Source organism: Streptomyces sp. NPDC056479 (genome assembly GCF_042795335.1).
Lineage (GTDB): Bacteria > Actinomycetota > Actinomycetes > Streptomycetales > Streptomycetaceae > Streptomyces.
Genome location: NZ_JBHTRZ010000002.1, coordinates 371,029 through 387,045, shown reverse-complemented (window position 1 = coordinate 387,045; position 16,017 = coordinate 371,029). Strand labels below are relative to the sequence as shown.

The 16,017-nt window shown below is 72.1% G+C and carries 15 protein-coding genes; all 15 read right to left on the bottom strand.

Annotated features, from left to right (window positions below; translation table 11 throughout):
- Positions 1 to 7 precede the first annotated feature (7 nt).
- On the bottom strand, positions 8 to 562 hold the full coding sequence (locus ACFQ6S_RS08050; RefSeq protein ID WP_383404961.1) for an HD domain-containing protein: 555 nt from the start codon (positions 560 to 562) through the stop codon (positions 8 to 10).
- Positions 559 to 1,389 (bottom strand): inositol monophosphatase family protein, encoded by an 831-nt coding sequence (locus ACFQ6S_RS08045; protein WP_383404959.1) that lies wholly within the window; start codon positions 1,387 to 1,389, stop codon positions 559 to 561. The genes ACFQ6S_RS08050 and ACFQ6S_RS08045 overlap by 4 nt, the downstream gene beginning before the upstream one ends.
- A complete protein-coding gene (locus tag ACFQ6S_RS08040; RefSeq protein WP_383404957.1) occupies positions 1,386 to 2,621 on the bottom strand; it encodes an alpha-D-ribose 1-methylphosphonate 5-triphosphate diphosphatase in 1,236 nt (411 codons plus the stop codon). The genes ACFQ6S_RS08045 and ACFQ6S_RS08040 overlap by 4 nt, the downstream gene beginning before the upstream one ends.
- On the bottom strand, positions 2,618 to 3,370 hold the full coding sequence (locus ACFQ6S_RS08035) for a phosphonate C-P lyase system protein PhnL (RefSeq protein ID WP_383404955.1): 753 nt from the start codon (positions 3,368 to 3,370) through the stop codon (positions 2,618 to 2,620). Before ACFQ6S_RS08035 ends, ACFQ6S_RS08040 begins: the two co-directional genes overlap by 4 nt.
- A 5-nt stretch (positions 3,371 to 3,375) precedes the next feature.
- Positions 3,376 to 5,229, bottom strand: coding sequence for an alpha-D-ribose 1-methylphosphonate 5-phosphate C-P-lyase PhnJ (locus tag ACFQ6S_RS08030; protein WP_383404953.1), 1,854 nt, complete (start codon positions 5,227 to 5,229; stop codon positions 3,376 to 3,378).
- Positions 5,226 to 6,347: a carbon-phosphorus lyase complex subunit PhnI gene (locus ACFQ6S_RS08025; RefSeq protein WP_383404951.1), complete on the bottom strand. Its 1,122-nt coding sequence runs from the start codon at positions 6,345 to 6,347 to the stop codon at positions 5,226 to 5,228. Before ACFQ6S_RS08025 ends, ACFQ6S_RS08030 begins: the two co-directional genes overlap by 4 nt.
- The gene (gene phnH / locus ACFQ6S_RS08020) at positions 6,347 to 7,006 is read right to left on the bottom strand and encodes a phosphonate C-P lyase system protein PhnH (RefSeq protein WP_383404949.1); all 660 of its coding nucleotides are present in this window, start codon (positions 7,004 to 7,006) and stop codon (positions 6,347 to 6,349) included. The genes ACFQ6S_RS08025 and phnH overlap by 1 nt, the downstream gene beginning before the upstream one ends.
- Positions 7,003 to 7,437: a phosphonate C-P lyase system protein PhnG gene (locus tag ACFQ6S_RS08015; protein WP_383404947.1), complete on the bottom strand. Its 435-nt coding sequence runs from the start codon at positions 7,435 to 7,437 to the stop codon at positions 7,003 to 7,005. The genes phnH and ACFQ6S_RS08015 overlap by 4 nt, the downstream gene beginning before the upstream one ends.
- Positions 7,438 to 7,439: 2 nt before the next feature.
- Entirely contained in the window at positions 7,440 to 8,228 is a 789-nt protein-coding gene (locus ACFQ6S_RS08010) for a GntR family transcriptional regulator (RefSeq protein WP_383404945.1), read from the bottom strand.
- A 165-nt stretch (positions 8,229 to 8,393) separates the two neighbouring features.
- Complete coding sequence (gene phnE / locus ACFQ6S_RS08005) at positions 8,394 to 10,181, bottom strand: phosphonate ABC transporter, permease protein PhnE (protein WP_383404943.1); 1,788 nt, start codon at positions 10,179 to 10,181, stop codon at positions 8,394 to 8,396.
- A 4-nt stretch (positions 10,182 to 10,185) separates the two neighbouring features.
- A complete protein-coding gene (gene phnC / locus ACFQ6S_RS08000) occupies positions 10,186 to 10,989 on the bottom strand; it encodes a phosphonate ABC transporter ATP-binding protein (RefSeq protein ID WP_383404941.1) in 804 nt (267 codons plus the stop codon).
- Positions 10,990 to 11,127: 138 nt separating this feature from the next.
- Entirely contained in the window at positions 11,128 to 12,087 is a 960-nt protein-coding gene (locus ACFQ6S_RS07995; protein WP_383404939.1) for a phosphate/phosphite/phosphonate ABC transporter substrate-binding protein, read from the bottom strand.
- Positions 12,088 to 12,280: 193 nt separating this feature from the next.
- Positions 12,281 to 13,402, bottom strand: coding sequence for a PP2C family protein-serine/threonine phosphatase (locus tag ACFQ6S_RS07990; RefSeq protein ID WP_383404937.1), 1,122 nt, complete (start codon positions 13,400 to 13,402; stop codon positions 12,281 to 12,283).
- A gap of 124 nt (positions 13,403 to 13,526) precedes the next feature.
- Positions 13,527 to 14,195, bottom strand: a complete 669-nt coding sequence (locus tag ACFQ6S_RS07985; RefSeq protein WP_383404935.1) for a hypothetical protein — start codon at positions 14,193 to 14,195, stop codon at positions 13,527 to 13,529.
- 125 nt (positions 14,196 to 14,320) lie between these two features.
- On the bottom strand, positions 14,321 to 16,006 hold the full coding sequence (locus tag ACFQ6S_RS07980; RefSeq protein WP_383404933.1) for an FAD-dependent monooxygenase: 1,686 nt from the start codon (positions 16,004 to 16,006) through the stop codon (positions 14,321 to 14,323).
- Between the last annotated feature and the right edge of the window lie 11 nt (positions 16,007 to 16,017).

The following is a 16,017-nucleotide window of genomic DNA, read 5'->3' as shown; positions in this document are numbered from 1 at the left end:
AGACGCCTCAAGCCGCGATGCACCGGGCATGCGCCGCCAGCAGCGCCGGCATCGACAGCACCGGGCCCTCCGGGTCCTTCGCCGCGTCGTCCCAGCGGCGCAGCGCCACCGCCTCCCCGGCCAGCGGATGCGCCGCGAACCGAGTCACCTCGCCCTCGTCCATAGGACCGCCCTGGGCCTTCAGGGACGCGATGGACACCGGGCTGAGCAGAGCGCGGTACGTAGGGTCGGTCGCCACCAGGTAGCGCTTGGCCGGCACGTGCTGGGCGATCACCCACGCCGCCCGCTCACCCAGCCGGCGTCGGGCGAACGCGGCGCCCGCCAACTCGTGCGGCAGGCCCGGGTGTTCGGCCCGTACCGGCCGGGCGCGGCCGATGTCGTGGAGCGCCGCGGCGACGACCAGTTCGTCGTCCGCGCCCGCGTCCGCCGCCAGCCACGCCGTCTGCAGCGCGTGCGTCCGCTGGTCGACGGCCTCACCGCCGTACGGCAGGCCCGCGAGGCCGTCGATCAGCGCGGTCAGTTCCTCGTCCGTGAGCGGGTTCCGTGGGATGTGGGTGGTCATCGTTCCTCCGTTGTGCGGATCGTCTCCGCGAGTTCCTCCGCGAGCCGCGGGGTCGCCGCGACCACGCCGGACCAGCGACGGGTGAGGTCGGGGTCGATCTCCAGCGGACGGCCGTGCACATCGATCACCGCACCGCCCGCCGCGGGCACGGTCAGCATCGCGGCCGCGAGGTCCACGATCCGGTGCGTGTCGGAACCGGCGTCGGCGAACGCGTCCGTCGAGCCCTCGGCCACCAGCACCGCTTCCAGACAACTCGTCGACAGGATGCGGATCCTGGCGGCCCGCGTCGCCACCCGCCACCACGCGTCGGCGATGTGCGGCTGCGGGCGCAGAAGGCTGACTGCCGCGCCGTCCAGTTCGGTTCGGCCGCTCGTGCGATACGGCGACGGCTGCCCGGCCACCGTGTGCCAGCAGCGCCCGGTGTCCAGCCAGCAGGTCAGCGCCTCGGTCGGCACCCCGTCCACCGCGACGACGCCCGCGAAGGCGGACAGCGGAACACCCGAGGCGGCGTTCGCCGTGCCGTCCACCGGGTCGGTGACGAGCGTGACGGCGGAGCCGTTGTCGATGTGCCCCAGTTCCTCACTGAGCAGGTTGATCCGGTGGGCGTTCACCACCTCGGCGATCGCGGTGTCCACCAGGATGTCCAGCCGCATCGTCGGCGTCCCGTCGGCGCCCTGCTGGACCTTCTCGGCCAGCTCGGCCCGGTCGTAGGTCTCGCGCGCGGTCCGGAAGGCGTGCACGGCCGCCCGGGTCGCCGCGGCCAGCGCCGCGTGGACGCCGGACGGCAGCACCGGTTCGGGCACCGGCCAGCGGATGTGGCCGTTCATGCCGCGTCACCCCCCGATGCCGCCCGCAGCACGGCCGCCACGACCGGCCAGGGGTGCCCAGGTTCGGCCAGCACCAGGTCGGCCCGCAGACCCGCCTCCAGTCGCCCGCGGTCCCGCAGCCCGGCGACCTCCGCGGCACCGCCGGTGACCAGGCCGACCGCCTCGGGCAGCGGCGCGAGACCCTCCTCGGCGAGCAGCAGCGCCGCCCCGAGCAGCCCCGACGGCAGATAGTCGGAGGCCAGCGCGGTGACCAGCCCCCCGGCGACCAGCTCGCGGCCGGAGGCGTTGCCGTTGTGCGAGTGGCCTCGCAGGACGTTCGGCGCGCCCATCACGACCGGCATCCCGTGTTCACGCGCGGCCTTCGCGGCCGCCACGGTGGTGGGGAACTCCGCGACCGCGCCGCCCCGTTCGCACAGCTCCTCGATCTCCTGAGGCGAGCTGGGGTCGTGGCCGAGCAGCCGGACCCGGCCCGCGCGTGCCTCTTCACCGAGCCAGTCCAGCGCCTCCTCGCGGACGTCGAGCCGGCCGTCCCGCTCCACGATCAGCTGATCCACGTAGGCACGGGCCTCGTCCTCGGTGATCCCGCGGGTGCCGACGAGATACCGCTCGTAATAGGCCCGGTCCGTGTACTGACCCTGGCCCGGCGTGTGGTCCTCGTGCGACACCAGGATCGGCCCGTCGCCGCCGGTCTCCGCCAGCCGCTGCCGAAGCCCCGTCAGGCCCTCCGGGCAACGGACGTCCAGGCGGTGCAGGATCCGGTGGTCCACCAGGCCCTCGTCGCCCCGGCCCGCCACGACCGCGCAGATCCGCCGTGCGTTCTCCAGGGTCCGGCGCACCCCGCGTCCGCCGCTCTCCTCGAACGCCGCGCCATGGAACGCGGTCGTCACTCCGGCCGCACGCAGCTTGCCCTCGAAGGACAACAACGCGAACTCCAGAGGCAGTTCGGCGCCGGGCCGGGGCAGCATCTCCTTCTCCAGACCGTCGCTGTGCACATCGACGAGGCCGGGCAGACAGAGCATGCCCTGCCCGTCGACGTCGGCCTCCACCCCGGCCGGGTGCGGTTCGACGACGGCGATGCGGCCGTCGCGTACGGCCACCAGGGCGTCGTCCAGGACCCGGTCCGGCAGGACCGCCCGGACGTGCCCGAGCACGTAGTCGGCGGGCGGACCGCCCAGCGTCCAGCCCTGGGCCGGCGTCTGCGCCGGCCCTCTGCTCACCAGTCCCGTGCTCATGCCGCCGCCTCCAGCATCTCGGCCGGAGTGCCCTGCCGGGCGATCCGGCCGTCCCTGACGAACACCACCCGGGACGCCAACTGCCGGATGGCGTCCATGTCGTGGAAGACGGCGAGCACGGCGACGCCCTGCCCGGCCAGTGAGTCGATCAGCTCCAGCGCGGCCTCCCGGTTGGCCGGGTCCAGCGCGGAGACCGGCTCGTCGAGCAGCAGCAGCCGGGGCGGCTGCACCGTGCCCGCGGCGAGGTTCACGCGCTGGCGCTCACCGCCGGACAGGACACTGCAGTCGACGTCCCAGAGCGTCTCGTCGAGGTTCAGCCGGCGCAGCGCGTCCGCGCCGGCCTCCCGCGCCTCGGCCCGGTCGAGCCCGCGCCGACGGGCGGTCGCGGCGACCACCTCCAGCGGGCCGGTGCGCGGCGGGGCGGCGAGGAACTGGGAGACGTAACCGAACTCCCGGCCGCGCAGCCGGGCCATCTCCCGGTCGGGCAGCGTGGTCAGCTCGACCGGTCCGGCCGCCGTACGCAGCCGTACCGAACCGGAGTCCGGCAGGTACGTGCGGTACACGCAGCGCAGCAGCGAGGACTTGCCGGCGCCGCTGGGGCCCGCGAGGGCGACGTGCTCACCGGTGGCCACGTCGAGGTCGACGCCGTGCAGCGACGGGACGATCCGGCCGTCGATGCTGTGCAGGGTGAAGGACTTGGACAGGGCGCGTACGCAGAGGACGGCGTCCTGGGACGCAGGGGTACTCACCGGGCTCACCTCCGGGCGGCGGCGACGAGCCGCTGGGTGTAGGGGTGGTGGGGATCGTGGAAGAGCTGGTCGGTCAGGCCCTGTTCGACGACCCGGCCCGTCTGCATGACGAGCGTGCGGTCGGTCAGTGCCTCGATCACGGAGAAGTCGTGGCTGACGACCACGGCGGCGACGTCCCGCTCGGCGAGCAGGCTGCGCAGCAGGTCGAGCACGCCGGCGGCGACGGAGGCGTCGAGCCCGGTGGTGGGCTCGTCGAGCAGCAGCACGGGTGGTTCGGTGGCCAGGGCCTTGGCGATCTGCACGCGCTGCCGCATGCCGCCGGAGAAGGTGTGCACGGGGTCGTCCATGCGGGACAGCGGTACCTCGACCCGGTCGAGGAGCTCGGCCGCGCGGCGCCGGATGGCGTGATAGCCGCGCCAGCCCGCCGCGGTCAGCCGCTCGGCGATGTTGCCGCCGGCGGAGACACGCAGGTCGAGTCCGGCGGCCGGGTCCTGGTAGACCACGGCCATCGAGTCGATCCGCAGCCGGCGTCGTACGGCCGGCGGAAGCGAGAGCACCTCGGACCCGCCGCCGTCCACGGTGGCCAGGTGGACCCGCCCGGCCGTGGCCGGCTCGTCGCCGATGACACAGCGCAGCACAGTGGACTTTCCGGAGCCCGACTCGCCGATGAGGCCCAGGGCTTCCCCGGGCGCCACGTCGAAGGAGACGTCCCAGGCGGCCACCACCGCACCGGTGGACGGGCTGATCGCGGTGCCGTGCTCGGGGCCGGTGCCGGGTACGGCGGCCGCGCCGCCCGCGCCGTGCACCTTGCCGATGCCGTCGACGCGCAGAGCCCAATCGGGCCCGCCCGCCGGTGCCTTGCGCGCGGGCGCCGCTTCCTCGTCCGCGGTGGCCGGGCCGACCTCGGGCGCGCTACGGCGTCCCGCGCGGGCCCGGGGATCGGGCAGCAGGGCCAGCGGAGCGCGGTCCCGGTGGGCGGCGATGTCGGCGTCCCCCGCCTGGACCCGCGCACACCACTCGGTGTCGCTGCACGCGAAGGCGCCCTCGGTACCGGCGTTGACGAGGTAGACGTCGTCGCTGCCGCAGAACTTGCAGCGTCCGCCCGGCTCGTGCTCGACCTCGAAGGGCACGTCGTCGAAGGTGAGGGGCCGGACCTCGGTGTGCGGCGGCACCGCGTAGATCCGCTTCTCGCGGCCGGCGCCGAACAGGTTCAGGTGCTCGGCCCGGTGCAGCCGCGGCACGTCCCAGCGGGGGATGGGGCTGGTCGCCATCACATAGCGGCCGCCGACCAGCACCGGGTAGCCGGTGCTCGCGGTGATCATCCCGTTGCGGACGATGTCCTCGTACAGGCTGACCCACATCGCGGAGTAGTCGCCCTCGGCGTGCATCCGCGCGCACTCGGCCACCGACTTCTGCACACCGCGCAGCGGTTCGGGCACCGGCACCTGATAGACCACCACGTGCCCGTCGCCGAGTGCCTCCTCGGGGATGCGGTGACGGGTCTGCACGACCGTCGCCTCGCGGGTGTCGGCCGACTCGTCGCACCCTGTGGTCTGCGCGATCATCCGGCGCAGGTTGGTGGCGTTGACGCCGGCGTCGTCGCCCTGGTCGATCACCTTCACCGTGTCGCCGGCGCCGATCACCCCCAGGGTGACCTGGAGCCCGCCCGAGCCCCACCCGCGCGCCACCGGCATCTCCCGGGAGCCGAAGGGGACTTGGTAGCCGGGCACGCAGACGGCGGCGAGTGTGGCCCGGCGGATCTCCCGCTTCGCGTCCTCGTCCAGGATCCCGGTGGGCGGGCTGCCCGCGTCCGCCTCGGCGACGAGCGCACCGACAGTGGCCTTGTGTGCCGTGCTCATCGGCAGTCCTTTCCTGCGGGCTGAGCGGCCCGCACCGGCGGTTCCTCGCCCGCGTCGGCGGCGGCCCGCATGGCTTGCTTCCGCTCGGTCATCGAGCGGAAGGTGACGTAGTGGGGGAGCTTCAGGTGCTCCAGGAAGCCGCCCGAGTCGAGGCCGTCGAGGGTGAGCAGGAGCAGCTGCTCCAACGGACCGCTGCGGCCGAACCGACGGTTGGCGACGTCCAGGTTGGCCATGGCGATCGCCTTGCGCTCGTTGTGCCCGAAGCACAGTCCGTAGCCGATGTCGAAGCGGGTACGGTCCTCCTCCGCGCCGTCCAGATCCTCGATGGCCTCGGCCTCGGTGACCCGGAACTCGCCGACGGTGACGGGGTTCTGGGTGTGCGGGTGGCGCACGCGCAGCGGCAGCCGGCCGTGCCTGAGCTCGCCCAGGGTGATCTCGTGCACATCGCCGTCAGGCCCGAGGATCGAGCGGTACCAGAGCGCCATCAGCGCACCGGACTCGGCGCGGGCCATGGCGGCCAGGACGGCGGACCTGTCGGCGGGCGGCCGCGCGGGCCTGCGGGTGATGTCGTGCGGCTCGGGGTCCTCGCCGGTCCGGCCCTCGGCGACCAGTTCCATCTTGCGCAGCAGGTCGAGGAACCGGCGCGGGTTGCGCTGCTCGTCGGTGCGCTCGGCGGTGTCCACGGTCGCAGGACCCTCGGGCCGGGGCTCCGGCGGGCCCGCGGGCTGCTCAAGCAGCCGGCCCGTGTAATCGGAGGTACGGCCCAGCAGTTGCGGTCCGTCGGGCTCGCGGAACGCCGGCACGATACGGCGCAGCACGGTCATCTCGCCCGGGTCGACGGGCTCGCTGACCGCCAGCCGCGGCAGCGTGGACCGCTGGGCGCGCAGCAGGTGCGAGGCTTCCAGGGTGTCGCCCTCGGCCTGGCGGAAGGCGGCGGCCGCGGTCGGCTCGTCGTAGAGCCCGGCCTCGCCCATCACCCGGTCGACGGCCAGCCGGAAACGGGCCGTGATCTGCTCGGTGGACGCCCAGGGCGCGGGCGCGTGGTCGCGCTTGCGGCGGACGAGGTCCTCGGCGGCGAGGATCGCCTCCAGTCCTCCGCGTGCTCCCGAGTACCCCATCAGTTCTCCTCCTCGGACACGACATCGGCGATGAAGGTGACGGTGGTGCTGCGCGGCAGGCCCATGAGGCTGCCGTCGGGTGCGGCGAGCATCAGATCGACCCCGGCGGGGAAGCCGCCGACGGCCTCGGCGCGTGCCTCGACGAACCCGTCCGGCAGGCCGTCCGGCGCCACTTCCCGCTCACCCGGAACGCCGGGCCCGGACAGCCGCCAGGTGCGCGGCCCGCCCTCCAGCGCGGACACGGGCAGGCACAGCACGGCGCCGTCCTCCGGCGTGTCGGCCGCACCCCGGGCCAGCCGCAGGATCTCCTCCGGCGCGACGGGCCGTACGGCGGCGACGAGCCGGGCCTGCTCCAGCGGCACCACGGGGGCGTTGGTCGCCACGCTCACCACGTCCGACCAGAGCCCGGCGCCGTCCTCCTCCAGGACGCGGATGCCGGTGCCGAGGTCCGCCAGGGCGAGGACCGGCAGCAATGCGGACGGCACCTCGGCCGCCACGGCCGCGGGAACACGGGTCACCGTGCCCGGTCGCGCGAGCGCGTCCAGTACGGCGCGGAAGACACCCTGCGCCTGGGCGGGAGGCAGCTTGGCCGCGCTCACCAGCTCCGCGGTACCGAAGGCGTCGTAGGCGGGCCTCGGCACGGTTTCGACGGCGGTCACGTCAGCTCCTCGAACTCGACGACGGTCGGGGCGAGTTCCGCCCACTCCTGGCTCTCCCGCCGCTCCCGGCGGCTCGCGACCCGTTCGCACAGCAGGTCGACATCGGCGGCCCGGGGCCGGCCGGCCTCCACCTCGGCGTCGAGCAGCGCGGCGGCCAGTACGGCCGCGCGATCGTCACCGAGGCGCATGGCCCAGCCGCGCCGGCCGGCGAGCTCCACCTCCGCCCGGCAGGCCAGGACGTCACCGAGCAGGAACCTCTGTTCCAGCACCGGTTCGCGGACCTGCGCGGTCACACAGCCGACCTCGGGTGCCACCAGCACCCGTACCTGTGCGCCGTCGGCGATACAGGCGTCGGCCAGTTCGATCAGTTCGGCCCTGTCGGCCTCGGCCAGCAGGGCGCAGCGCTGCTCCCTGCTCAACTCGTGTGTCACCACTACTCCCAGTTGCTTGCGGTGATCGCTTTCTGTGGCGTCGGAGCGCCCCGCGGTGCGACGGTCGCGTCGCCGGCGGTCTCTTCCTCGAGCTCGACCACGACGCGGAGGGCATCGGCGCGGGTCCAGGTACGGCTGCACATCAGGACGTTGCCGGCCGCCTCGTCGCGGCTGACGCTCTCCACCAGCCACGCGGGCAGGCTGCTCTCCATGCGCAGGGCACGCAGGGCCTCCGCCGGCGGGACGTCGATGCTGACCCGGCACCAGGCCCGCGTCGGCCGCACCCGCACCATCTGGCGGAGCACCAGGTCGACGGAGTCGACGGCGTGCAGCGCCAGATCCAGGTCGGGCACCTCGTCCACCGGGATCCACTCATGGACCCAGGAGGCGAGGAGGTCGTCGATGTAGAACTCGCGCTCCACCTCGTGCACGGCTGTGCCGGCGGGGCGCTCGAACCGTTCCGCGAGGTCGGCGGGCAGGGGGACCCTGCGCACCGACTTGACCAGGGCCCGCGGCGTGGCTCCGGCGGCCGAGATCGTGGCGGACCACGACGGCGGGGCGCTGCGCGAGATGACGTAGTCGATGCGCCGGTTGACGTACGTGCCCGACCCCTGGGTCCGGCGGACGACGAACCGGCGTTCCAACTCCTGGACGGCCGCCCGTGCGGCGGCCCGGCCCACGCCGAACCGCCGGGCGATCTCCGCCTCGCTGGCGACCCGGGTGCCACGGGGGCACTCGGCCAGCTCGGCGGACAACTGCTCCGCGATTTCCAGATACCTGGTCGCACTCACAAGAGGAACTCTCGTCGGCCAAGTCGTCCGGACAACCTGCTGCCGACCAACGTGTCCGACCGGGAGTGTGAACAGCCGTGTCAGTTGTTTCGCGGTTCGAGACGGCCTTCCGCCTTGGATTCCATGGCGGTGTCGGTTGATCGGCTGCCCATTTCCATCTGCCCGTCAGCGGACGACCCGGCGCAGCCACACCGCCAGCAACTCCACGGCGAGCACGGTGGCGAACACCATCAGCAGCACGGTGGTGACCACCCCGAAGTCCAGCACCCGCGAGGCGTTCAGGAGGTCGAAGCCGATTCCGCCCGCGCCGACGATGCCCAGCAGGGTCGCGGAGCGGATGTTGACGTCGAGCTGGTAGAGGACGTGCCCGACGAACGCGGGCGCGGCCTGCGGCAGCGTCGCCGAGCAGAAGACCTGCAGGCGCCCGGCACCCGTCGCACGCACCGCGGCCTCCACTCCTGGGTCGACCTCCTCCAGGGAGTCGGCGACGAGCTTGCCGAGCAGCCCCACCGCACCGACGCCGAGGGCCAGTGCGCCGGCCACCGCGCCCAGACCGGTGATCACTACGAAGACGATGGCGAGCACGAGTTCCGGAACCCCGCGGACCAGCACCACCACGACGCGGAACACGGCGGCCGTGGCGGGCGACGGTGCCACATTGCGGGCGGCCAGCGCGCCGATGGGCAGTGCCAGGACCGCGCCGATCAGGGTCGCCGCGAAGGCGATCTTGATGGTGTCGAAGAGGTCGGTCAGCAGGTCCGGCAGAATGCCGCCGGTCTGCGGCGGCCAGAACAGCCCGAGCGTGCCGCCGAGGTTGCCCAGTGCCCCGAAGAACTGCTCCGGTGCGAGGCCCGCCCCCCACACGGAGGCGACCAGCGCGAGAACGGTCACGGCCGAGTAGACGGTCCGGCGGACGCGGCGGGCATTCCATGGCGGGCTGATACGGGGTGCCACTGCGGGGCGGACCGACTGAGCGGGGTTGTGCGGGTCGGGCCTGTCGCTCGCAGCCGCCCGTGGCACGGCGGCGAGGACGGGCCGGCGAGTGGCGGAAGACTGGGACGCGGCGCCCTTGGCCCGCGTCCGCCGCCCGCCTGTGCCGGCGTTCCGCAGCAGCACCCGGCGAATGGCGCCGGAGACCAGCTCCACCAGGACGCACAGCACCAGGACCACCAGCGCCAGTGCCATGCCCCGCCGGTAGTCCAGGGCGTTCAGCGCCCCGGCGATCTCGAAGCCGAGGCCGTTCACGCCGACGAAGCCGAGGACGACCGAGATCCGCAGATTGATGTCCAGCCGGTGCAGGGCGTTGGCCACCAGGGAGGGCAGCACCTGCGGCAGCACACCGGAGACCAGCTGCTGCAGACGCCCGGCGCCGGTGGCGCGCACGGCGGTCCGCGGTCCCTCGTCGATCTGCTCGATCGCGTCGGCGTACATCTTGCCTACCATGCCGACCGAGTGCAGGCCCATGGCGAGGACGCCGGTCAGCGCGCCGAGTCCGAAGACACGGAAGAAGACGATCGCCAGCACCACGTCCGGTACGGCCCTGGCGAGCACGATGACACCGCGCGCGGCGAACCGGGCGCTCGGGTGCGGGGTGGTGTTGCCGGCGGCCAGCACCGCCACCGGGACACTGAGCAGCACCGACAGCAGCGTCGCGCACATGACGACGGCCATCGTCTGCCCGCACAGCCGCAGCAGTTCGGCGGGGGGCGGGAAGTCGAGCGGGAACATCCGTCCGGCGAAGTCCGCCGCGTTCGAGGCACTGTCGACGAGGGTGGCGGCGTTGATGCGCAGGTCGGCGAAGGCCCAGCAGGCGAAAGCGGTCAGCGCGGCGATGACGAGCAGCGCGGCGAGGTCGCCCGCTCGGGGCCGGGGCACCGTCCGACGGGCGTCGGCGGGCCGCTTCGTCGGGGTGGGGGAGGGCGGCGTCGGGGCGGCCGCGGTCGACACGGTCATGGGCTCAGCCCGCCGTCGCCGCGAGGACCGCCGGGGACGCGGCACCCGGCCCCGCGTACACGGACATCACTTCGTCCCGCGTCAGACCGGAGACGGCACTGTCCATCAGCACCCGGCCGGCCCGCAGGCCGACGATCCGGTGGCCCCAGGAGAGGGCCAGGTCGACCTGGTGCAGGCTGCACAGCACGGTGAGCCGCTCCTCCTCGCCGATCTCCTTGATCAGCCGCATGATCTGCGCCGAGGACTCCGGGTCGAGCGAGGCCACCGGCTCGTCGGCGAGCAGGATCTCGGGTCGCTGCGTCAGCGCCCGGGCTACGGCCACCCGCTGCTGCTGGCCGCCGGAGAGGGTGTCCGCCCGCTGGAAGGCCTGGTCCAGCAGACCCACACGCTCCAGGTGACGCAGCGCCTCGCGCCGCACCGACTGCGGGTAGGTGAGGAGCCCGAGACGGGGGCCGCGGAGCCGGCCGAGCGCACCGGTGCACACGTTCTCCAGCACCGTGAGACTGCCGACGAGATGGAACTGCTGGAAGACGAAGCCGATACGGCGGCGCAGCCGGCGCAGTTGCGTTCCACGGGCACGGCCCACATCGGTGCCGAGGACGGTGACCGTGCCGCTGGTCGCCTGCTGGAGTCCGTCGACATGGCGCAGCAAGGTCGACTTGCCGGATCCCGAGAGACCGAGCAGCACGACCATCTCCCCGGCCCGCACGGTGAGCGAGACGTCGTCGAGGGCGCGAACCTCGGAATCGAAATGTTTGCTGACGCCCTCGAATCGCACGACGGGTTCGGGCAGATGGTCCGTGGTCATGGTGCGCTCCGACTCTTTCGATCTCTTGCGATGAACTGAACTGCCGTAGGCAAAACCGGAATTGCGGAGCCGAGTGGCACCGCAATCCCGGTCTGTGGCTTTATGCGCGTTTCTCCGCTCGGGAACCCGAAGCGCAGGTCAGGACTCCACGCACTGCTTGTCCTTGGTGACCTCGCAGACCTTGCGGACACCGTCGTAGTCCGCGTCGCCGACCGTCGCGTAACCCCAGTCGCCCGCGTCGTCGACCTCGCACTTGCCGCTGCCGGTGCAATAGCCGTTGGCCTTGAGATAGTCGGCATTGGCCATGGTCTGGAAGGCGTTCGTGATCTTCTGCTTGAGCTCGGCGTCGAGATCGTCACTGATCGCCACCGGGGAGCCGGGAATGAGGCCGGACTTCCACACCGTGGTGATCTCGCCCTGCTTCAGCTGCCCCTTTTCGATCAGCTGCTTGTCGACCATGGTGTCGTAGGCGAACCCGGCCTCGCACTGGCCGCTCTTGACGGCGAGCACCGACGCGTCGTGGCCGCCGGCCATCACCGGGGTGATGCCCTTCTCCACATCCACTCCTGCGTCCAGCAGCCCGGATCGCGGGTAGAGGTAGCCGGAGGTCGAGTTGGGGTCGACGAAGCAGACCTTCTTGCCCGCGAAACCCTTGAGATCCTTGATCGAGGAGCCCGTCTTGACGATGGCGTAGGAACGGTAGCCGGGCTTGTCGCCCTTGTTCTCGACACCGGCGGCGACCGGAGTCGCCTTCACACCGGAACTCTTGGCCTGGACATAGGAGAACGGTCCGTACGCAGCGATCTGGATCTTGCCGGAGCGCTGGCCTTCGATGACGGCCGCGTAATTCGTTGCCTTCTGGAAGGTGATCGTCTTGCCGGTCTCCTTCTCCAGCATCTTGATCACGGATGCGTAGGAGGCCTTGAGGTCCGTGGAGTTCTCGGCGGGGACAGCGGCCATCACCAAGGGGTCGCCGCCCTTTCCGTCCGACGCCGTGGTCGATTTCGACGCCGCGCTCTCACCGCAGCCGGCCAGGACGAGAACAGAAGTGGCACCGAGGGCGAGTACGCCGAGATTGCGCCGAATCACAGGAAACATCGTTCGATTTCTCCTCAAACGGCCCTCTGGGGTGCCGCCGGAACGGGTTTTGAACGGGACCCAGGCTGAATCCGGCCCATGCCGTGGCAGAGAAGCGACGGTTACGACCCGTCGAACGAGTCCCGTCTCTTACCGCCAGCCGACCGGACGACTCCGGCCCCACCCGAGGCGCGCCCGGCGGGAACCGGCACCGTCAGGAGGGCCGCGGGACGCGCTCGATCGCCACCATGGCGGCGTCGTCCCCCAGATGCCCGCCGACGTGCCGCAACAGGTCCCTGCACAGGCCGGTGAGGAGCGCGTCGGGACCCTTGCCGGCCTTGCCGGCCATCCGTTCCGCGAGCGGGTAGAACGTGCCCTCGCGGTTGCGGGCCTCGATGACACCGTCCGTGTAGAGAAGGGCGATGTCGCCCTGCTCGAAGGCGAACGTCTCCTCCGACAGCTCGCTGTCCACGAACTCGGTGAGACCCAGGGGCGGTGCGGGGCTGCGCACCTCGAGGGCGCTGACCCGGCCGTGACGCAGCAGCAGAGGCGGGGGGTGTCCGCAGTTGATCAGGTGCAGGACCGGCTCCTCGTCCGGGATGTCCATCGCCGCGGCGGTGATGAACGCCTCGCCGCGATCCTCGGTCGCGGTGTCGGGAGCCGCGGGGTCGTCCAGATTCGAGGAGACGGTTCCCTCCAGGAACGCCATGAGCGCCGGCAGATCGGCCTGTCTGTGGGCCGCGCCCCGGAAGGCACCCAGCAGAAGGGCGGCGTCCCCGACCGCCTCCAGGCCCTTGCCCCGGACATCGCCGATGACGATCCGGGTCGCGTGCTCGGTGCGGGCGGCGGCGTACAGATCGCCGCCGATCTGCGCCTCGGACTCCGCGGCCAGGTAGACCGACGCGATGCGCAACGAACCCACCCGCTGGGGGAGTGGCTTGAGCACCACCTCCTGCGCGGCCGTCGCAACCGACCGCAACTGCACCAGTTCCCTTTCATGGCGCTCCCGCCGGGCGGCGAAAGAGGTCACGAACGCCGACATCAGGATCAGAGTGATCAGCTGAACGGAGTGGTTCAGATCGACGAGGCTGGTGCGCGCCGCCGCCACAACGGCCTGGGCCGTCACGGCGAGCGCGCCGACGCACGCGGTCGCCCGGGGGCCGGCGAACGAGGCTGTGACGGCGGGTGCGGATACCAGGAACGGCCCGAGGTGGACGCTGGACGGAGCCAGGATGTCGACCACCGTGACGATCGCGATCAGCACGATGGGCACCGCCAACAGCGCCGGACGTGGCTCCTGTGACCAACGAAGATCTCTGAGGCGTCGCGGAACCATACGTTCTGGATACACCCTGCCGCGCCCCGGCGCCCGTACCGACGCCCACGCACATGCTGCCCCATGCGGACGCGGTGCCCGGCCGTCCGGCCTGGCACCGCATCCATGTTCGCGGACGGTGATCTCAGTGCCGCAGGGACGGCGTCCCGGCCGACACCGCACGGCGGGTGCCGCTGCGGTAGGTCGAGATGCCCAGAGCGAGCAGCCAGTAGCTGAGGATGGCGCCCATCGAAGCGGTGGTGCCCCAGCCGTTCGCCGCGTAGAAGTTCGCCGGCTCGTTGCCGAAGAACAAGGACGGCACGAAGACCAGATTGACGCCGGCCAGGACGTAGGCGGTGCGGCCGGTCCAGCGCGGCAACAGCTTCGTACGGGAGATGCCGTAACCCACCGCGGCCAGGAACAGCGCCAGCATCAGACGGCCGATCGACCCGTAGAGGATGTAGGTGCCGCTGACCGTGATGGTCGGATCGATGGACCGGTCGGCGGCGATGACCGCGCCGGCCTCCAGGCCGCTGGAGACCAGGGTGACCGTCGCGTAGACGAGCCCGCCGGCGAACGCCATCGAACCCACCCACTCATGGGCCGGGTTCACCCGCTTGATGAGCTCACGGAAGGCCGTCACGAACACGATCAGGAACGCCAGGGCGATGATCCCGATCAGCAGCCTGGCCAGGATGTTCGAGTCCGGCGGCGGACCGGAGTAGACGAAGTACAGCGGTACCTCGATGATCAGTGCGGCCGCGGCGCAGATGGCGGCGAGGCCGGTCAGGCGCCTGGCGAAGGTCTCGGTCATGGGGTCCCCCGAAGTCCGGTGGCGGATTTCTCGTCGACTCGCTGCCGACGACATGAATCGTGCCGCGAACGACGCCGCCGGTCCCTGGGCCTGGACACCCGACATCAGGGTGGCCCTACCGACACCTATGGCGCGCGGAAGACCCGCCCGAGCGCCTCGGACAGCGCGGCCGGCGCCCCCGCACCGGTCAGGGGTGACAGCCGGGCGCCCAGATATCCGTCCGGGCGGATGAGGAAGGCCGCCGGGTCCTCGACGCAGTACAGCCGCTCGAACTCCGTCGCGCCGTCCCGGTAGACGGGGAGGTGCCGGCCGTCAGCGTCGACCTGTCCGCCGGAGGCTTCCGCCGCCGACCCGTTCCGGGCGACGACGAACGCGGCCACCTTGCCGGCCGCCAGCCGGTGGACAGTGGCCGCCGCCTCGCGGCACGCGATGAGGGAGTGGGCCGAGTCGGCGTAGAGCACCAGGACGTGCCCGCGGTCGCGCAGCAGGTCGTACAGGCGCAGGGGTACCGCGGCCACGCCGGCGGCGAGACCACGACAGTCGGGAGCCCGGTCGCCGGGCCCTGGAGCGGGCGATCCCGAGCCGCCACCGCCGGGCCCCGCGTCGTCGGCCGCCACCAGGGGACTGCCCGGGTAGGCGATGAGCAACTGGGCCTCACGCAGCATCACCGTCGTGATGTTGTCCGAAGTGGCCCGGATCCCCTCGGACGCATGCTTGACCGTGCGTCCCACCACCTCCTCGCCGACGGGACGACGCTCGGCGTCATAGCTGTCCAGCAGTTGGGGATGGGCGCCGCCCTCCAGCGCGAGAGCCAGCTTCCAGGCGAGGTTGTAGGCGTCCTGAATGCCGGTGTTCATGCCCTGGGCACCGGTCGGCGGGTGGATGTGCGCGGCATCCCCGGCGACGAAGACCCGGCCCACGGAATACCGGTCGACAAGGCGATGGCTGATGCGGAAGACCGACGACCAGCGCATCGCCGACGCCGTGGTGGGCTGCGGGGAGAGCCGGTCGAGGACCGTCTGGATGTGCTCGATGCGGGGCGCTCTCCCGCCCTCCAGCCCATGGGCCACCGAGTCCGGCGAGGTCCCCTCGCCGCTCGTGGAGAGCTCGGGCGGCACCAGCATCGACATGCGGTACCGGCGATCCCCGGGCAGCGGGACGCAGACCAGGACGTCGTCGACGTGGCCGTCCGCGTCGTGGTGCATGGCACGCACTCCGTACCCCTGCGGAAGGTCCCAGTCCACCTCCACGTCGGCGAGCATGTACTCCTGCGGAAACGCACCTCCCTCGAAGGAGAGCCCGAGCCCCTTGCGCACTGTGCTGTGCGCCCCGTCGCAGCCGATCAGGAAGCGTGATCGCACCTCCTGGTGTGCACCGGACGCCGTGACGATCCGGCTGACGACGCCGTCCTCGTCCTGGGTGAACCCCAGCAGTTCAGTGCCCCGCTCGATCCCGGTGTCGAAACGGGCGAGGTGCTCCTCGATGATCCGCTCCGTCTCGTACTGGGGGAGTGCCGCGAAGACGTAAGGGACCTCGGGCGGCAGCCGCAGCTCGAAGCGCGCCTGCTCGACCCCGTTGGCGTACATCAGCTGTCCGCGCAGCGGCACGGCCACCTCCAGAGCGGCGCGCACCATGCCCATCCGGTCCCAGATCTCCAGCGTCCGCGGCTGGACGCCCACGGCCTTGGCGTACGGCAACCGGGCCGGAAGCCTGTCGATGACGCGGCAGGCGACGCCCTGCCGCCGCAGTTCCGCCGCCGCGGTCAGACCGACCGGTCCCGCACCCGCGATCAGCACATCCGTGTCCACCACCGGCGTCTCCC